General features: G+C 76.2%; 18 protein-coding genes. 6 read left to right on the forward strand and 12 right to left on the reverse strand.

What is annotated here, in order from left to right; translation table 11 throughout:
* Positions 1–789, forward strand: coding sequence for an SDR family oxidoreductase (locus ACI79I_RS12955; RefSeq protein ID WP_456992746.1), 789 nt, complete (start codon positions 1–3; stop codon positions 787–789).
* 42 nt (positions 790–831) lie between these two features.
* Here the strand turns inward: ACI79I_RS12955 and ACI79I_RS12960 are convergent, their stop codons facing one another.
* Positions 832–1,839, reverse strand: a complete 1,008-nt coding sequence (locus ACI79I_RS12960; RefSeq protein WP_456992747.1) for a UDP-N-acetylmuramate dehydrogenase — start codon at positions 1,837–1,839, stop codon at positions 832–834.
* 34 nt (positions 1,840–1,873) lie between these two features.
* Here ACI79I_RS12960 and ACI79I_RS12965 point away from each other — a divergent pair, with 34 nt between their 5' ends.
* From ACI79I_RS12965 to ACI79I_RS12980, 4 genes are all read left to right on the forward strand, one after another.
* Entirely contained in the window at positions 1,874–2,731 is an 858-nt protein-coding gene (locus tag ACI79I_RS12965; RefSeq protein WP_456992748.1) for a class I SAM-dependent methyltransferase, read from the forward strand.
* Positions 2,732–2,760: 29 nt separating this feature from the next.
* Positions 2,761–3,525, forward strand: coding sequence for a maleylpyruvate isomerase N-terminal domain-containing protein (locus tag ACI79I_RS12970; protein ID WP_456992749.1), 765 nt, complete (start codon positions 2,761–2,763; stop codon positions 3,523–3,525).
* A complete protein-coding gene (locus ACI79I_RS12975) occupies positions 3,522–4,382 on the forward strand; it encodes a spermidine synthase (RefSeq protein ID WP_456992750.1) in 861 nt (286 codons plus the stop codon). Before ACI79I_RS12970 ends, ACI79I_RS12975 begins: the two co-directional genes overlap by 4 nt.
* A gap of 93 nt (positions 4,383–4,475) precedes the next feature.
* On the forward strand, positions 4,476–4,679 hold the full coding sequence (locus tag ACI79I_RS12980; protein ID WP_456992751.1) for a PspC domain-containing protein: 204 nt from the start codon (positions 4,476–4,478) through the stop codon (positions 4,677–4,679).
* A 7-nt stretch (positions 4,680–4,686) separates the two neighbouring features.
* Here ACI79I_RS12980 and ACI79I_RS12985 read toward each other — a convergent pair whose 3' ends face one another.
* The 11 genes from ACI79I_RS12985 to murD all read right to left on the reverse strand — a co-directional run bounded on the left by ACI79I_RS12985 (position 4,687) and on the right by murD (position 13,953).
* A complete protein-coding gene (locus ACI79I_RS12985) occupies positions 4,687–4,974 on the reverse strand; it encodes a DUF2516 family protein (protein WP_456907989.1) in 288 nt (95 codons plus the stop codon).
* A 121-nt stretch (positions 4,975–5,095) separates the two neighbouring features.
* On the reverse strand, positions 5,096–5,842 hold the full coding sequence (locus ACI79I_RS12990; RefSeq protein ID WP_456992752.1) for a hypothetical protein: 747 nt from the start codon (positions 5,840–5,842) through the stop codon (positions 5,096–5,098).
* Positions 5,839–6,345 carry a helix-turn-helix domain-containing protein gene (locus tag ACI79I_RS12995; RefSeq protein ID WP_456992753.1) on the reverse strand — a complete coding sequence of 169 codons (507 nt, stop codon included), beginning with the start codon at positions 6,343–6,345 and terminating at the stop codon, positions 5,839–5,841. The genes ACI79I_RS12990 and ACI79I_RS12995 overlap by 4 nt, the downstream gene beginning before the upstream one ends.
* Before the next feature lie 88 nt (positions 6,346–6,433).
* Entirely contained in the window at positions 6,434–7,378 is a 945-nt protein-coding gene (locus ACI79I_RS13000; protein WP_456992754.1) for an asparaginase, read from the reverse strand.
* A 40-nt stretch (positions 7,379–7,418) separates the two neighbouring features.
* Complete coding sequence (locus tag ACI79I_RS13005; RefSeq protein ID WP_456992755.1) at positions 7,419–7,976, reverse strand: RsiG family protein; 558 nt, start codon at positions 7,974–7,976, stop codon at positions 7,419–7,421.
* On the reverse strand, positions 7,973–8,818 hold the full coding sequence (locus ACI79I_RS13010) for a 3-keto-5-aminohexanoate cleavage protein (RefSeq protein WP_456992756.1): 846 nt from the start codon (positions 8,816–8,818) through the stop codon (positions 7,973–7,975). The genes ACI79I_RS13005 and ACI79I_RS13010 overlap by 4 nt, the downstream gene beginning before the upstream one ends.
* Positions 8,815–9,924 (reverse strand): CAF17-like 4Fe-4S cluster assembly/insertion protein YgfZ, encoded by a 1,110-nt coding sequence (ygfZ, locus tag ACI79I_RS13015; RefSeq protein ID WP_456992757.1) that lies wholly within the window; start codon positions 9,922–9,924, stop codon positions 8,815–8,817. The genes ACI79I_RS13010 and ygfZ overlap by 4 nt, the downstream gene beginning before the upstream one ends.
* On the reverse strand, positions 9,921–10,388 hold the full coding sequence (locus tag ACI79I_RS13020) for a Fur family transcriptional regulator (RefSeq protein ID WP_456992758.1): 468 nt from the start codon (positions 10,386–10,388) through the stop codon (positions 9,921–9,923). The genes ygfZ and ACI79I_RS13020 overlap by 4 nt, the downstream gene beginning before the upstream one ends.
* A 10-nt stretch (positions 10,389–10,398) precedes the next feature.
* Positions 10,399–11,310 carry a glutamate cyclase domain-containing protein gene (locus tag ACI79I_RS13025; RefSeq protein WP_456992759.1) on the reverse strand — a complete coding sequence of 304 codons (912 nt, stop codon included), beginning with the start codon at positions 11,308–11,310 and terminating at the stop codon, positions 10,399–10,401.
* A complete protein-coding gene (locus tag ACI79I_RS13030) occupies positions 11,307–12,626 on the reverse strand; it encodes a hypothetical protein (RefSeq protein WP_456992760.1) in 1,320 nt (439 codons plus the stop codon). Before ACI79I_RS13030 ends, ACI79I_RS13025 begins: the two co-directional genes overlap by 4 nt.
* Positions 12,619–13,953, reverse strand: coding sequence for a UDP-N-acetylmuramoyl-L-alanine--D-glutamate ligase (gene murD, locus ACI79I_RS13035; RefSeq protein WP_456992761.1), 1,335 nt, complete (start codon positions 13,951–13,953; stop codon positions 12,619–12,621). The genes ACI79I_RS13030 and murD overlap by 8 nt, the downstream gene beginning before the upstream one ends.
* A 170-nt stretch (positions 13,954–14,123) precedes the next feature.
* Between murD and nhaA the strand changes: the two genes are divergently transcribed.
* Complete coding sequence (gene nhaA / locus ACI79I_RS13040) at positions 14,124–15,437, forward strand: Na+/H+ antiporter NhaA (RefSeq protein ID WP_456992762.1); 1,314 nt, start codon at positions 14,124–14,126, stop codon at positions 15,435–15,437.
* The last annotated feature ends 130 nt before the right edge of the window (positions 15,438–15,567 follow it).

Below are 15,567 nucleotides of genomic sequence, written 5' to 3' on the forward strand. Positions count from 1 at the left end.
ATGCCCGGTCCCAGCAGCCATCTTCCGTCGACGCCCCGTCCCCTGCCCGGTGAGGGCCGCACCGCCGTCGTGACCGGCGCGTCCAGCGGCATCGGGGCGGCCACCGCCGCGCGCCTGGCCGAGGAGGGCTTCGACGTCGTCCTCGGGGCGCGGCGCCTGGACCGGCTCACCGAGCTGGCCGCCACCATCGGCGGCCGGGCGCTGCCGCTGGACCTCACCGACCCCGTGTCGGTCGAGGAGTTCGCCGGCGCCCTGGACCGGGTGGACGTGCTGGTCAACAACGCCGGCGGGGCCTTCGACGCCGCACCGGTCGCCGAGGCCGACCTCGACTCCTGGGAGCGCACCTACGAGGTCAACGTGCTCGGCACCGTGCGGCTGACCAAGGCGCTGCTGCCCAAGCTCATCGCCTCCGGCGCCGGCGACCTGCTGTTCATGGGGTCCACCGCGGGGCTGATCTCCTACGAGGGCGGGGCGTCGTACACGGCCGCCAAGCACGCGGTGCACACCCTCGCCGAGACGCTGCGGCTGGAGCTCTACGACCAGCCGGTGCGGGTCATCGAGATCGCGCCCGGGATGGTGAGGACCGAGGAGTTCACCCTCAACCGGGTCGGTGACCGGGAGAAGGCCGAGTCGGTCTACCGCGGGGTGCGCGAGCCGCTGGTGGCCGAGGACATCGCCGACTGCGTCGCGTGGACGCTCACCCGCCCCCACCACGTCAACGTCGACCTGCTCGTCGTCCGCCCCCGTGCCCAGGCCGCCCAGCACAAGGTCTTCCGCGAGGAGCCCTGAGCGGAGTGGTACGGCGCGGTTCCCGCGCCCCTCCCACTCCACTCACGGCCGGACGGCGGTGGGCTCGCGTTCGAGGGTGACGCCGAAGCGCTCCCGGACGGTGGCGATGACCTTCTCGGAGAAGGCGAGCAGCTCGTCGGCGGTGGCGCCGTCGGCCGTGGTCAGGGCCAGGCTGTGGCGGGACGACGTCCCGACCCGGCCCTCGCGGACGCCGCGGCCGAAGCCGGCGTGCTGCACCAGCCAGGCGGCGCTGAGCTTGACCCGGCCGTCACCGGCGGGCCAGCTCGGGCAGCCCTCCACGGCCCGCTGCGCCGGGACGATCGGGTTGGTGAAGAACGAGCCGGCGCTGCGGCTGTCGGGGTCGGCGGGGTCCCACACCATGCCCTTGCCGCGGCGCAGCTCCAGCACGGCGGCGCGGACGTCGGCCAGCGGGGCGGTCTCCCCGAGCTCCACGCCCAGCCGCCGCGCCAGCTCGGCGTACCCGATCGGCCGGGACAGCTCCCCGGGCGTCAGCGCGAAGCCCACCTCGAGGACGACGAACCGCCCGGGCTCGCGCTTGAGCCGGCTGTCGCGGTAGGCGAAGCCGCACTCGTCGGGTGACAGCGTGCGCTCGGCCTCCTCCGCGCGGTCCCAGACCCGGACGGCGGTGATGACCTGCGCGACCTCCTGGCCGTAGGCGCCCACGTTCTGCACGGGCGTGGCGCCGGTGGACCCGGGGATGCCCGACATCGCCTCCATGCCGGCCAGCTGCTGCTCGACGGTGTACGCGACCAGGTCGTCCCACGGCTCGCCGGCCTGCACGACCAGCTGCCCGCCGTCGCGCCGCACGCCGCGGCTGCGGACGAGGACGACGTCCCCGGGCCAGCCGGCGTCAGGCGCGACGACGTTGGAGCCGCCGCCGAGCAGCAGCAACGGGCGGCCGGCCTCGTCGGCCTCGCGGACCGCGGCGACCAGCTCGCCGGCGTCGGTGACCTCGACGAGCCGCTCCGCCGGACCACCCACCGCCAGCGTCGTCAGCTCCGCCAGGGGGGCGTTCCGTCGGACCTGCACGGCTCCACGCTAACCGCGACTACCCTCTGGACCGGTGAGCGAGGCAGGAGGCGGGGACCACAAGCGCCGGGCCAGCCTCCCCAGGAAGGCCAACCCGCGCCTGGCGGCCGGCCGGGCCCGCGCCCTGGGCCTGCCCACCCGCGGCACGACCAACGCCAACCGGCTGCGCCGGGTCGACCGATGGCTGCTGGCCACCCAGGTGCCGCGGCTGCGCGACGCGGCCCGGCCGCTGGTGGTGGACCTCGGTTACGGGGCGTCGGCGGTGACCACCCTGGAACTGGTCGACCGGCTGGCCCCCGAGGTGCACGGCCTCGAGGTGGTCGGCCTGGAGATCGACCCGGAGCGGGTCGCCGCCGTCGCCGCCGACCGGGACCCGCCCCGGGTCGACTTCCGGGTGGGCGGTTTCGAGCTGGCCGGGCTGCGGCCGGTGCTGGTCCGGGCGTTCAACGTGCTGCGCCAGTACGACGAGGAGTCCGCCGGCCGCGCCTGGGAGACCATGTGTGCCGCGCTCGGGCCCGGCGGCCTCCTGGTCGAGGGCACCTGCGACGAGTGGGGACGGCGGGCGGTCTGGGTGGCCCTCGACGCCGACGGTCCCCTCACGCTGACCCTCTCGGCGCGGGTGGCCGACCTCGACCGGCCTTCCGACCTCGCCGAGCGGCTGCCCAAGGCGCTCATCCACCACAACGTCCGGGGCCAGCCGGTGCACGAGTTCCTCCGGGCCTTCGACACGGCCTGGGCGAGCGCGGCGGGACTGTCCACGTTCGGCCCCCGCCAGCGCTGGACCGCCGCCGTGGAGTCCCTCGCCGAGCAGGGCTGGCCGTTCGTCGGCTCCACCCGCCGGTGGCGGCAGGGCGAGGTCAGCGTGCGCTGGTCGGCCGTCGCGCCGGTCTGACCGCGGCCGGCGCGGGAGGGTCGGGCACCATGACCGCCGTGGCCATCGACGAGGCGCTCCGGCAGCGGTGCATCGAGGCCGTCGTCGAGGAGGGCGAGCGGTTCGGCGTCCTCGCCCGGGAGGTCGACGCCGGGCTGACCGCCGCGCCGGACCTCGATGCCCCGGTCCCGTGGGTGCCCGCCTGGACGATCCGCGACCTGGTCGGCCACCTCGGCGCCGTCCACCGCTGGGCCACCGCGATCGTGCGGGCGGGGTCCACCGAGCGCCCGGCCGCCCCGCCGCAGCCCCCGGACGACGGCCTGCTCGACTGGTACGCGGCCGGCCACGCCGACCTGGTGCGCGCCCTGCGCACCACGCCGCCGGACTCCCCTGCCTGGCACATGAGCCCCGCCGCGGAGCAGGTCGCCGGGTCGTGGGTCCGCCGGCAGGCGCACGAGCACGCCGTCCACCGGATGGACCTCGAGGTCGCCGCCGGCGTCCCGGTCACCGCGGTCGACGCGGAGCTGGCCGAGGACGGCGTCGACGAGCTGCTGTGCGTCGTCGTCCCCCGCTGGGCGCACACCGAGCCGCTGCGCACGTCGACGGCGACCGTGGCGGTGCGCTCCACCGACACCGGCCGCGCGTGGTGGGTGCGGGTCGACCGCGGCGCGGTGGAGGTCAGTGACGGGACCGGCGAGGCCGACGCCCGGCTCGAGGCGCCCGCCGAGGCCCTGCTCCGCCGGCTCTGGGGCCGCCCGGCCGAGGTCGCCGTCGGCGGGGACCCGGCCGCCGAGGCCCTCCTCCGCGGCCGATGAGCCGGCGCCCCGCCCCCGAGGTGGTCCCGCCCGGCCCCACGCGCGTGGACGGCGGGGTCGCCGAGCTGCTCGGCGACGCCGACCGGGACGGCTCCTGGGTGCTGATGGTCGACGGGACGCCACAGTCGCACGTCGACCTCGAGGACCCCTCCCACCTGGAGTTCGAGTACGTCCGCCGGATGGGGCACGTGCTGGACCTGGCCGCCGAGGAGGGCCGGCCGATCGACGTCGTCCACCTCGGCGGCGGCGCCCTGACCCTGCCGCGGTACGTCGCGGTGACCCGGCCGGGCTCCCGGCAGCGGGTGGTGGAGATCGACCAGCCGCTCACCGACCTCGTGCGCGCCCACCTGCCGCTGCCGCGCGGGGCACGGGTCCGGGTCCGGGCCGCCGACGCCCGCGCCGGCCTCGAGGCCCTGCCCGCGGGCAGCGCCGACGTGGTGGTCAGCGACGTCTTCGCCGGCGCCCGCACCCCGGCGCACCTGACCAGCGTCGAGTACGCGCAGCAGGCCCGGCGGGTGCTGCGACCCGGTGGCGTCTACGCGGCCAACGTCGCCGACGGCCCGCCGCTGCGCTTCGCCCGTGCCCAGGTGGCCACGCTGCGCGCCGTGTTCGCGCACGTCTGCCTGCTCGCCGAGCCGGGGACCGTCAAGGGACGGCGCTTCGGGAACCTGGTGGCGGTCGGGTCCGACGCCGACCTGCCGATCGCCGCGCTGGTCCGCCGCTGCGCCGCCGACCCGATGCCCAGCCGGGTGGTCGAGGGCACCGAACTGGACCGCTTCGCCGGGCGGGCGCAGCCGGTGCACGACGTCGACGCCGTGGCCTCACCCGAGCCGCCGGAGGGCGTCTTCAGCCGGTGAGGCCGCGCTCGGTCAGCGCGTCTGACCCGTCGGCCTCGGTGACGTCGCCCGGAACCGCCCGCAGGAGCACGCTGCGACCGTAGGGTCGGGCGCATGACCTCGCCTGTTCGCCCACCCCTGCGCCGCGACACCCGCAACAAGGTGATCGCGGGAGTCTGTTCGGGCATCGCCCGGCGCTACGGCCTGTCGGTCACCGGGCTGCGGCTGGCGTTCGTGCTCTCCTGCATCCTGCCCGGCCCGCAGTTCGTGGCCTACCTGGTGCTGTGGGTCGTCCTGCCCGCAGATCGCGGCTACTGACCGACGGTCACCAGCTGCTGCCGCCCCGGCGCAGGCCGCGGACGGCGGGCCGGACGTCGACCAGGTAGACGATCGCGGCGATGATCGCCGGGAGGCCGAGGAAGCTCATCGGGCCCTGCCAGAAGACGACCAGCACGGCCAGCCCGGTGATCGCGGCCCAGGCCGGCTTGGTGAGCTTGCCCGCCGCGACGTACCCGGCGGCGGGCCGGACGAGGGCGTCGACGAGGGCGTACGCGGTGAGCGCCAGGGCCCCGTAGTACAGCCCGAGGTAGATGACCCCGTCGAAGGACAGCATGCCCGGAGGGTACCCGCGACAGCGGCGTCCGCGGTCGTGCGCTACCCCATCGGGGCACGCCGGACAGCACAGGGCCCCGGAGCGCGCGAGGCAGCTCCGGGGCCCTGGGCGGGGGCGACCGTCAGGCGTCGGTCTTGGCGGTGCGGGTCCGGCTCACGCGGGCCGTGGTCGTGGCCTTGGTGCTCTTGCGGGCCGCCGAGCTCTTCTTGGCCGGCTTGGCCGGGGCGGGCACCTCGGCGGTCTCCTCGAGCGCGGCCTTGGCCGAGTCGGCCGCCTGCGCGGCCTTCTCCTCGGCCGCGTCCACGGCCTTGGCGGTCTTGGCGGCGGTCTTCTGGACGACCGAGGTCACCTCGTCGGAGGCCTCGGACACGACCTCGGCGGTCTCCTCGAGGACGTCCTCGAGACGGTCCTCGACGGCGTCCACGGCGCGCTCGGCGCGGAAGACGACCTTCCGGACGGCCGGCTGGCGACGCAGCTCGTCGACGACCTTGCCGCCGCGCAGGGCGAGGGTCTCGATGGTGGCCACGGCCTGGGTGCGGGCGGTGCTCACCAGACCGGACACGGTGGTGACGACCGCGTCCGGGCGGACGGCGGAGGCGACGTGCTCGGCGGTGGTGCGGGCCGACTGGACGGCGTCCTTGGCACGGTTGGCGGCCTCGTTGGCGCGGGTGCGGGCCTCCTTGGCGGCCAGGTCGACCTGGACCTGGGCCTCGCCCGGCAGGGCCTCGGCGCGCGAGCGGAGGGTGCCGACGGCGGCGCGGGTGCGCTCGACGGCGAGGTCGCCGGCGCCGACGGCGGCCAGCAGGGCGGTCTTCTGCTGGACCACGACGGTCCGGCCGGCCTTCTTGAGGGTCTCGGTGGCGGTCATGCGGACTCCTTCGAGGAACTGGGGGTGGGGGTCGAGCTGGGGGCGGGGGGCTCGCTGGCGGCGTGCTCGCGGACGTAGGTCTCGTAGAGCTCGAGCAGGACCGCCTTGTGCCGCTCGGAGAGCGAGGGATCGGACCGGATGGCCGCCACGGTGTCCGGGTTGCCGGACCGGCGGTCGAGGATCCCGGCCTGCTCGTAGAGCGTCTCGGCCGAGATCTTCAGGCCCTTGGCGATGGCGGCCAGGATCTCCGCCGACGGCTTGCGCAGCCCCCGCTCCACCTGCGAGAGGTACGGGTTGCTCACGCCGGCGGTGCGGGCGAGCTCGCGCAGGGACACCCGGGCCGCGCTGCGCTGCTCCCGGATGTAGTTGCCGACCTGCGAACTGGTCGCCGAGACCTTGGACCGCTCGGCGGCCACCGTCTCCGCGACGCTGCCCGCGAGCTGGTCCACCTTCTCGCGGACCGTGGTCACCTGCTCACGGACGAACTCGCCGGGCGTCTGCACGGATACGACGCTAACCAGCGGTGCTAGCAGTTGCAAGCGCTTCTGCTAGCACCGTACCGTGAGCCGCCTCACACGCCCGGTGTTCGGCTCAACCCCGCAGGACGGCGGCCGAGCGCACCTCACCGACCACGCCGTCCCCACCCGTCACCGCGGTGCGCGCGAACGGAGCCAGCTGCTCCGCGGGGACGCCGAGCCGCCGCAGCCCCGCGCACAGGGCGGGCGTGCGGCCGCGCTCCCCGCCGTCGTCCAGCTTGAGCGCCACCGCCCCCCGCCCGGGCAGCGCCGCCACGTGCACGCCGTCCGCGCCGACCTTGACCAGCAGCCCGTCGACGGCGCGCATCAGCTCGGTGTCGTCGCGGCCGGTCCCGGCCACGAACCAGGGGTGGGCGCGCATGGCGTCGGCGACCGACCGCTCCCGGGTCTCGGGTGCGGCCTCGACCAGCGAGGACACCCCCCGCGCCAGGCCGGTGAGGGGCAGCGCGTGCTGGGGGGCACCGCAGCCGTCCACGACGACCGCCGCCACCGGCGTCCCGGCCGCCTCCCCCAGCCGCCGCTCGACGGCCTCCTGCAGCGGGTGCTCGCGCTCCAGGTAGCCCTCGGTCGGCCAGCCGGCCGCGACGCAGGCGGCCAGCATCGCCGCGTGCTTGCCGGAACAGTTCATCGCCAGCCGCTCGGGCTCCCGGCCCGCGGCCAGCCAGGCCGCCCGGGTCCCCTCGTCCGACGGGAGCGCCGGGGGACAGCCCAGGTCGTCCGGGCCCAGGCCGGCGGCGGCCAGGATCGCGGCGGCGAGCTCCCGGTGGCCGTCCTCGCCCGTGTGCGAGCCGGCACCGATCGCCAGCTCCTGGGCGGAGCGGGGGGTCCAGCCGGCGGCGAGCATCGCGGTGGCCTGCACCGGCTTGTTCGCCGAGCGGGGCAGCACCGGCCGGTCGACGTCCCCCGCGGAGAACAGCACCCCGCCGTCGGGGCCGACGACGACCAGCGCACCCCGGTGCACCGACTCGAGGAACCCCGACCGCCAGACCTCGGCCAGCACGGGGTTCTCCGGCCACGCGGCGGACCCCCGCGGGGGGCCGTCACCTGCCCTCGTCGGCCAGGAGCGCGGCCACGTCGGCCTCGCCGTTGCGGTACCGCCGCGCGAGCTCGGCTGCCAGGCCGTCCATCACCTGCTGCACGCCGCGGCGACGCTCGGACAGCGAGCTCTCCGCGGTGGCCAGCGCCCGTGCGGCCCGCTCCAACTCGTCGTCGGTCAGCTCGGGTACGGCGGAGAGGTCGACGCCGGGCGTCAGGGCGTTGACCCACGACTCGTACTCCTCCGGCGCGGCCGGCTGCACCGTCTGGTGGCGGCCGAGGCCGTGCGCCGGGCCCCGCCCCTTCTCGGCCAGGATCTCCGGCAGCAGGTCGACCAGCGACCGGCCGTCGTCCTCGGCCCGGCGCTGGAGCTCACGCCGGACGATGTCGAGCCGGCCCTGCAGCAGCCGGCGCGTGTAGGAGAGGTTGACCTCCTCCTGCTCGGCCTGGCGGCGCAGCCGGCGGACGTCGGCCATCGGCCGCTGCACCGCCGCCTCGAGGAAGCCGGGGTCGAGCAGCGCGTCGACGGTGGCACCGCCGGCGGGCGTGGGTTCGGGGGTCACGAGGAAGCCTCCACGGGAAGGGGGGAGATGCCGAGGAACGCGCGGGCGTCCGGGGTGCTCATCGGCGGGCGCTGGGCGATCCGGGCCAACCCCGCCGCGCGGGCCACCAGTTGCGCGTTGTCGCGCACCGGCTCGCCGGGTGCGTAGGTCAGCGTGTCCTCCATGCCGACCCGCAGGTGGCCGCCCGCCGACAGGGCCGCGAGCATCACCGGCAGCGAGGTGCGCCCGACCCCGGTGGCCGCGAAGGAGGCGCCCGGGGGCAGGAGCGGCAGGCAGGCGGCCAGCGCCTGCGTCGTCCCGGGCATGCCGCCGGGGACGCCCATGACGAAGTCCACGTGCACGTGGCCGCCGTGCGGCGGGCCGTACCTGTCCAGCAGCCGGGCCAGGGTCGCCAGGTGGCCGAGGTCGAAGACCTCGTACTCCGGCACGACGCCGCGCTGCTGCATCTGGGTGTGCAGCTCGACGATGAGGTCCCAGGGGTTGCTGAAGACGTCGCGGCCGAAGTTCACCGTGCCCAGCGACAGCGAGGCGGCGTCGGGCTCGGCGTCGAGGACGGCCAGGCGCGCGTCGAACGGGTCGGTCACCGCGCCGCCCGTGGACAGCTGCACGACCAGGTCGGTGGCCTCCCGGACGGCGGCGACCACCTCGCGCACCCGGCCCAGCTCGAGGGTCGGCCGGGTCTCGGTGTCCCGGATGTGCAGGTGGATGACGGCGGCGCCGAGAGCCTGGCAGTCGCGCGCGGTGGCCACGACCTCGTCGACGGTCACCGGCAGCGCGGGGACGTCCGCCTTCGCGGACTCCGCCCCCGTGGGGGCGAGCGTGATCAGGGTGCCGGAGCTCACCGGGGGATCGTCGCAGAACGGACGGCCCGCACACGCTCCCGCACCGCCGCCCGAGTGTCGTCCAGATCCCCCGGCAGGTCGTCGGGGTCGATCGACGCCCGCGCGCCGCCCACGCTCAGGTCGGCGTCCGCCTTCACCGACTGCTTCACCAGCGCCAGCGCGACCGCGCCGAGCTCGTGGTGGCGCACGACGGTCCCGGCCCGCCCGACCTCGCGGGTGCCGGCGAGCACCGGGGTGCCCGGCTGCGGGAGCTCCTCGCTGAGCCCGTCGAGGTGCAGCAGCACCAGCCGCCGCGGCGGCCGGCCCAGGTTGTGCACCCGCGCCACCGTCTCCTGGCCGCGGTAGCAGCCCTTGTCGAGGTGGACGGCGGTGGTCATCCACCCGGTCTCGTTGGGGATCGTGCGGTGGTCGGTGTCGACGCCGGACCGCGGCCGGCGGGCCTCCACCCGCAGCGCCTCGTACGCGTCCAGGCCGGCGGGGGTGGCGCCGGCGGCGACGAGCGCGTCGGCGCGGGCGGCGAGCTCCGCTCGGGGCACCAGCAGGTCCACCACCGGTGCGCCCTCACCGATCGGCGGCATGCGCCGCACCCAGCCGCCGCCGTCGAGGGCGAGGACCTCGTGGGGTCCGGCCGGCACGGGCAGCCCGGCGGCGGCGAGGACGGCGTCCCCGCGCGGCCCGGCCAGCGACAGCAGCGCCCACTCCCGGGTGACCAGGGCCGGCTCGACGCGCAGCAGGAACCGCATCCGGTCGAGGAAGGTCTGCAGCGCCGCGCCGGTGCCCGGCTCGACGTCGGCCCAGGTGGTGCCGGCCAGGTCGGCGAGCACGAGGTGGTGCTCGACGTGCCCGTTGGGCGAGAGGACCAGCGCCTCGGCGCCGGTGCCCTCGGCGAGCCGGTCGAGGTGCTGGGTGGTGAGGCTGTGCAACCAGCCCAGCCGGTCGGCGCCCGGGACCGCCAGCACGTCGCGGTCGCTGCGGTCGACCAGGCCGGCGCCCTCGGCGAGCGCGCGCTGCTCCCGCAGGGGGTCGCCGTAGTGCGCCGCGACGGAGCCGTCCTGGACGGCGACGGCACCGGGCAGGGACAGCAGGGGGGACGGCGCGGTGGTCATGGCTTCTCCTGGTCGGCTCGTTCGCGGCAGGCGCGGCACGTCCCGGAGAGCGCCACGTGCCCCACGTCGAGCTGGAAACCCAGATCGGCCGCGAGACGTTCCGCGGCGGAGTCCAGCAGCCCGGGGTCGGCCGAGGAGATCTCCCCGCAGCCCTGGCAGACGACGTGCACGTGCGGGTGCTCGGCCGCGTGGTAGACCGGCGCGCCCTTGCCGAGGTGGGTGTGCCACACCAGGCCGAGCCGCTCCAGCAGCTCGAGGGTGCGGTAGACCGTGGAGGTGTCGGGGGCGGCGCCGTCCGGGCCGGCGTCCTCCCGCAGCCGGGCGCTGATCGCCTCCGGGGTGGCGTGCTCGATCGCGGCGACGGCGGCGAGCACCCGCTGGCGCTGGGTGGTCAGCCGCAGGCCGCGGGCCCGCAGGCGTTCGGCCAGCGGCGCGGCGAGCTCCGTGCGGTGCGAGTCGGCCACGCGGTGCAGCCTATGCCCGCGCCAGGTCGCGGAGGTCCGCGAGCAGGTCGGCGTAGGTGGGCACCGGGACGCCGTCGACCGAGGCGCCCGGGGAGCCGGTCACGCCGTCGATCCCGCCGGCCGCGGTGGCGGCGTCCAGCACCGCGGCGTCCACGGCCGGGTCGAGCAGCGTGCGCAGCTCCGGCCCGCGCCGCGGGACCAGGACGGCGAGCGCCGCGACCAGCGCGTAGCACCCCCAGTTGGACGTGCCGGCGGTCACCAGCGCGTCGACCGGCACCCGGCAGGCGATCCGCTCCCCGTCGGCGATGCACGCGGCGACGACGTCGGCCGGCACGTTGCCCATGCCGATCTCGTTGCCGCCGTCGCCGACCGCGCCGGTGACCAGGCCCGGGAGCGTGAACGCCGCGTGCAGCGGAGCCGTGGACGGCGTGATGTCCACCGCCCGCATCGTCATCACCCGGCCCTGCGCGTTGGGCCCGAGGCGCTCCACGGCGACCAGGTGCGACAGGCCCAGACCCGCGACCCGGCCGGCGACCGCGGCCTCGTCGTCGTCCTCCGCCGGGACGACCGTGAGCCGTCCCGCGCCGAGGACACCCAGGCAGGCGTCGGTCACCTCGGCGCACGGCTCGTCGGTCACGACCACCGGCTCGGCACCCAGCGTGGCCAGCGCCGCCGCGAGGACCGCCGTCCCCACCGGCCCGTCGGTCTCCGCCGCGGGGCGGGGCGCCCACGCGATGTGGACGCCGGTCACCAGGCCCACGCGGGAGCGGGCCTCCCCGGCGGCGGCGAGGCTGCCGGCCAGGCGGGCGAGCTGCCCGGCGACGGCGGCCCCGAGCCCGCTGACGTCGCGGGCGCCGGGCCGCAGGACCGCGCGCTCGACCGCCGCCAGCCGCGCCGCCACCCCGGTGGCGGCGGAGCTCACCGCACCGGCGGACGGGCCTCCGCGAGCACCCGCCGCAGCGCGGTCAGCTGCTCCTCGGGGACCGCGTGCTCCCCCCGCGGCTCGAGGAAGCCCTCGACGGTCGCGCCGGTGACCGCGGCGAACGACGCCGCCTCGCCGCCGAGCGCCCGGACGACGGGGTACCCGCCCCAGACCGTGCTGCCGGCCAGGTGCGCCATGGCCGCGGCGCTCTCGGCCCGCTCCCCCACGCAGTCGAACGGCTTCTCGGTGGCCCAGAGAGTGCGGAAGCCGTCGACCAGGGCCAGGTCCTCCAGCGGGTTGCCGCCGAACATCGCCGCCGCCTCGGCCGGCTCCAGGAACACCGCGAAGCAGAGGAAGGTGAACAGGCACTTGTCGCAGTGCAGGCACCAGCGCTGGCCGGCCTCGCCCCCGAGGTGCTTCTGGGTGTAGGAGCGGTTGCAGCTGAGGATCTCGTCGCGCAGGCCGGGCAGGGCGGCGACGGTGGCGACCGTGGCCAGCTCCGACAGCTGCCGGGTGAGGCTGAAGTACCCGACCCCCACCTCGGCGGCCGCGGCGGCGAAGAACCGCTCGAACTCGTAGGACTTCGAGTACTGGTGGTTCACCCGCGCGCCGTTCACCGACAGGGTCTCCTCGTCGGCCGACCGCTCGTTGGCGAAGACCACCGGGCCGAACCCGCCCAGCACCGCCACCAGCGTGGAGATCGCCGAGTTGATGGCGGTGACCGGCACGTGGCCGTTGAGCCCGCCGGCCGCCGTCCGCTCGGCCAGCAGCGGGTCCAGCCGGCGGCGGACGCCGAGCAGCGGCACGCCGGCGGCGCGGGTGACGTCCCGCTGGGCGCCGGTCGGGTTGATCGCCAGGGCGGTGGCCGGGCTGACGACGACGAGCGCCAGCGCGGAGTCCTTGCCACCGCCGACCGGCAGCAGCGCGCCGCGGCCGCCGACGTGCGCCGGGACCGGGTCGGCCGACCGCAGCTCGACCTCCCAGGCCACCTCGTGCGGCACGGGCAGCCGGTTGACCGCGGCGAACTCCCCCAGGCCGTGCGTGTAGGCGGCCTCGGCGACGGCGAACTGGGCCTTGGTGACCGGTCGCCGCACCACGACGCGGCCGGGCGCGCGCAGCTTGTAGTAGCTGGTGCCCATGACCAGGTGCACCAGGTCGAGGGCGGCGTCCAGGCGTGCGGGGTCCGCGCCGGTCAGCAGCTCGCGGTCGAGGGTGAGCCGCTCGGTGAACTCGTCACCGGCCAGCGAGTAGGTGAACGCCGCCTCCCCGGTGGCCGGGTCGAGCGAGCGGTCGGCCACGACGAACGGCTCAGACACGGTGCGCTCCGGCGTCGAGGAGGATCTGCTCATAGGTCCGTGCCAACTCCTCGTAGTTGCGGTAGCGGTTGTAGCTGGGGGCGCCGGGCGAGAGCAGCACGACCCCGCCGTGGGGTGCGGTCCGGAGGGCCTCGGCCACGGCCTCGTCCAGGGACGCGGTCTCGGTGACCGGTGCCGCGACCCCGGCGCGGGCCGCGTCGGCGCGGATGTCGGCGGCCAGCCGGGCCCCGGTGTCGGGGACGGTGACCACGCGCACCGAGCCACCGCGGGCCACGACGGCGCGGGCCAGGTCGGTGTAGTCCAGGCCGCGGTCCTGCCCGCCGGCGAGCAGGGTCACGTGCTGCCCGGCGAACGCGTCGAGGGCAGCCAGCACCGACACCGGGGTGGTGCTCAGCGTGTCGTCGACGAACGTGACGCCGTCCCTCGTGGCGACCGGGGAGAGCCGGTGGGGCAGCGCCCGGAAGTCGGTCACGGCCCGGCGGACGGCCTCCCCGGAGCGCACGATGTCGACGCCCATCCGCACGCAGGCGGCGAGCGCGACGTGCAGGTTGGCCACGTTGTGCAGCCCCGGCAGGTGCGCCGGCCGGAAGCCGGCCAGCTGCTCCTCGGCGACGACGTCGGCGGGGTCGACGAGCACCGCCGGGTCCAGGTACCGCTCGGCGGTCGCGCGGGCCTGCCCGCCGACCACCACGGTCCCCGGGCCGCAGCCGGTGAAGACGTGCAGCTTGTCGCGGTAGTAGGCCTCGACCGTGCGGTGCCAGTCGAGGTGCTCGGGCGCCAGGGAGGTCACCGCGCCGAACCCGGAGAACCCCTCGACGGCGGCCGCCTGGTAGCTGGAGACCTCGACGACCAGTGACGTGCCGTCGGTGACGACCCCGTCCAGCAGGACGTCGAGCAGCGGCGTGCCGATGTTGCCGGCGTGCACGGCGGGCCGCCCCGCGGCGGTGAGGACCGCGGCGGCGAGCGCGCTGGTGGTGCTCTTCCCCTTGGTGCCGGTGACGCAGAGGGTCGGCACCGACCGCGCGGCGAACTCCGCCAGCGCGATCCCGGTGCCCGACGCCATCGTCGTGCGCGCGGCCAGCGCCCGGGCGTCCTCGCGATAGGGGCTGATGCCCGGGGACCGCAGGACGACGTCGCAGGAGGTCAGAGCCGCGACGTCGGTGCCGGCCTCGGCACCTGGCGGCAGGTCCTCGGCCGAGGGGAGCACCGCGTCGACCACGACGACGCCGGCCGCACCGGCGGCCGCAGCGGCGCGGACGGCGGCCCGCCCCTCGCGCCCGTGACCCCAGACGCCGACCCGGCGACCGGCGAGCTCGGCGAGCCTCACCGGCTGCTCCAGGGACCGGGCGTGGAGCGAGCTGTCACGGCGCCCACTGTACGGAGCGTGCGCCCGGCCACCGTCCCGCTCGGGGAAGCGCCCGGTAGGGTCTCCGGCAGGTGCGCCGGGAAGTCTGGTCGGCAGGTCCCTGACCCGACCCCTCCCCCTGGAGCCGCCCCGTGACGACGCCCACCCCCGCCCGGCTCTTCGGCCGCGGCTCCTGGACCGAGGCGAGCCGGATCGCCGACGTCCTCCGCAGGGAGACCGTCGGCGGCGCCCTGCTGCTGGTCGCCGCAGTGATCGCGCTGGTCTGGGCCAACTCGCCGTGGGCGGAGACGTACGAGACGCTCCGCGACACCAGGGTGGGTCCGGCGTCACTCCACCTGGACCTCACCCTCGGCACCTGGGCGGCCGACGGGCTGCTCGCGCTCTTCTTCTTCGTCGCCGGGCTGGAGCTCAAGCGCGAGTTCGTCGCGGGCGACCTGCGCGATCCGCGACGCGCCGCCCTCCCGGTCGCCGCCGCCGTCGGCGGCATGGCCGTGCCGGCTCTCCTGTTCGTGCTGCTCAACCTCGGCCGGGACGACGGCGCCCTGCGCGGGTGGGCGATCCCGTCGGCCACCGACATCGCCTTCGCCCTCGCCGTCCTGGCGGTGATCAGCACCCACCTGCCCAGCGGTCTGCGGACCTTCCTGCTCACCCTCGCCGTCGTCGACGACCTGCTGGCGATCGTGGTGATCGCGGTCTTCTACACCGACGACTTCTCGGTCGTCCCGCTGCTGCTGGCGCTGGTGCCGCTGGGGCTGTTCGGGCTGCTCGTCCAGAGGCGGGTGCGCAGCTGGTGGCTGCTCCTCCCGCTGGCGGCCGTGACCTGGGTGCTGGTGCACGAGTCGGGGGTGCACGCCACCGTGGCCGGCGTGCTGCTGGCCTTCACCGTGCCGGTGGTGCGCAGCGAGGCCGCCGGCGGTCCGGGTGCCGGCCCCGGCCTGGCCGAGCACTTCGAGCACCGGCTGCGGCCGCTGTCGGCGGGGGTCGCCGTCCCGGTGTTCGCCTTCTTCTCGGCGGGCGTGGCCGTCGGTGGGCTCTCCGGGCTGGGCGCCTCGGTGACCGACTCGGTGGCGCTCGGGATCGCGGTCGGCCTGGTCGCCGGCAAGGCGATCGGCATCACCGCCGCCACCTGGCTGGTGTCCCGGTTCACCCGTGCCGAGCTCGACGAGGACCTCGGCTGGCCGGACGTGGTCGGCCTGGCACTCCTCGGCGGCATCGGGTTCACCGTGTCGCTGCTGATCACCGAGCTGGCCTTCGGCCTCGGCTCACCGACCTACGACCACGCCAAGGTCGGCATCCTCACCGGCACGCTCGCCGCGGCGCTGCTCGCCACCGTCGTCCTGCGGCTGCGCAACCGCCGCTACCGGCGGATCGCGGAGGAGGAGCAGGCGGACCGGGACGCCGACGGCGTCCCCGACGTCTACCAACGGCGTTCCGCCGAGGGCTGAAAATCCGCGTTGCCGACCCTCGCTCCCCCGACGTACCGTCGAGGTACACGAGAAGGGAGGTGGTCCGAACTTTGCATGCTTATCGGACTCGTGAGGTGGCTGTCCGCTAGCCGCCGTCCAGATGGGCCGC

It is taken from the genome of Geodermatophilus sp. SYSU D01105 (genome assembly GCF_054050095.1).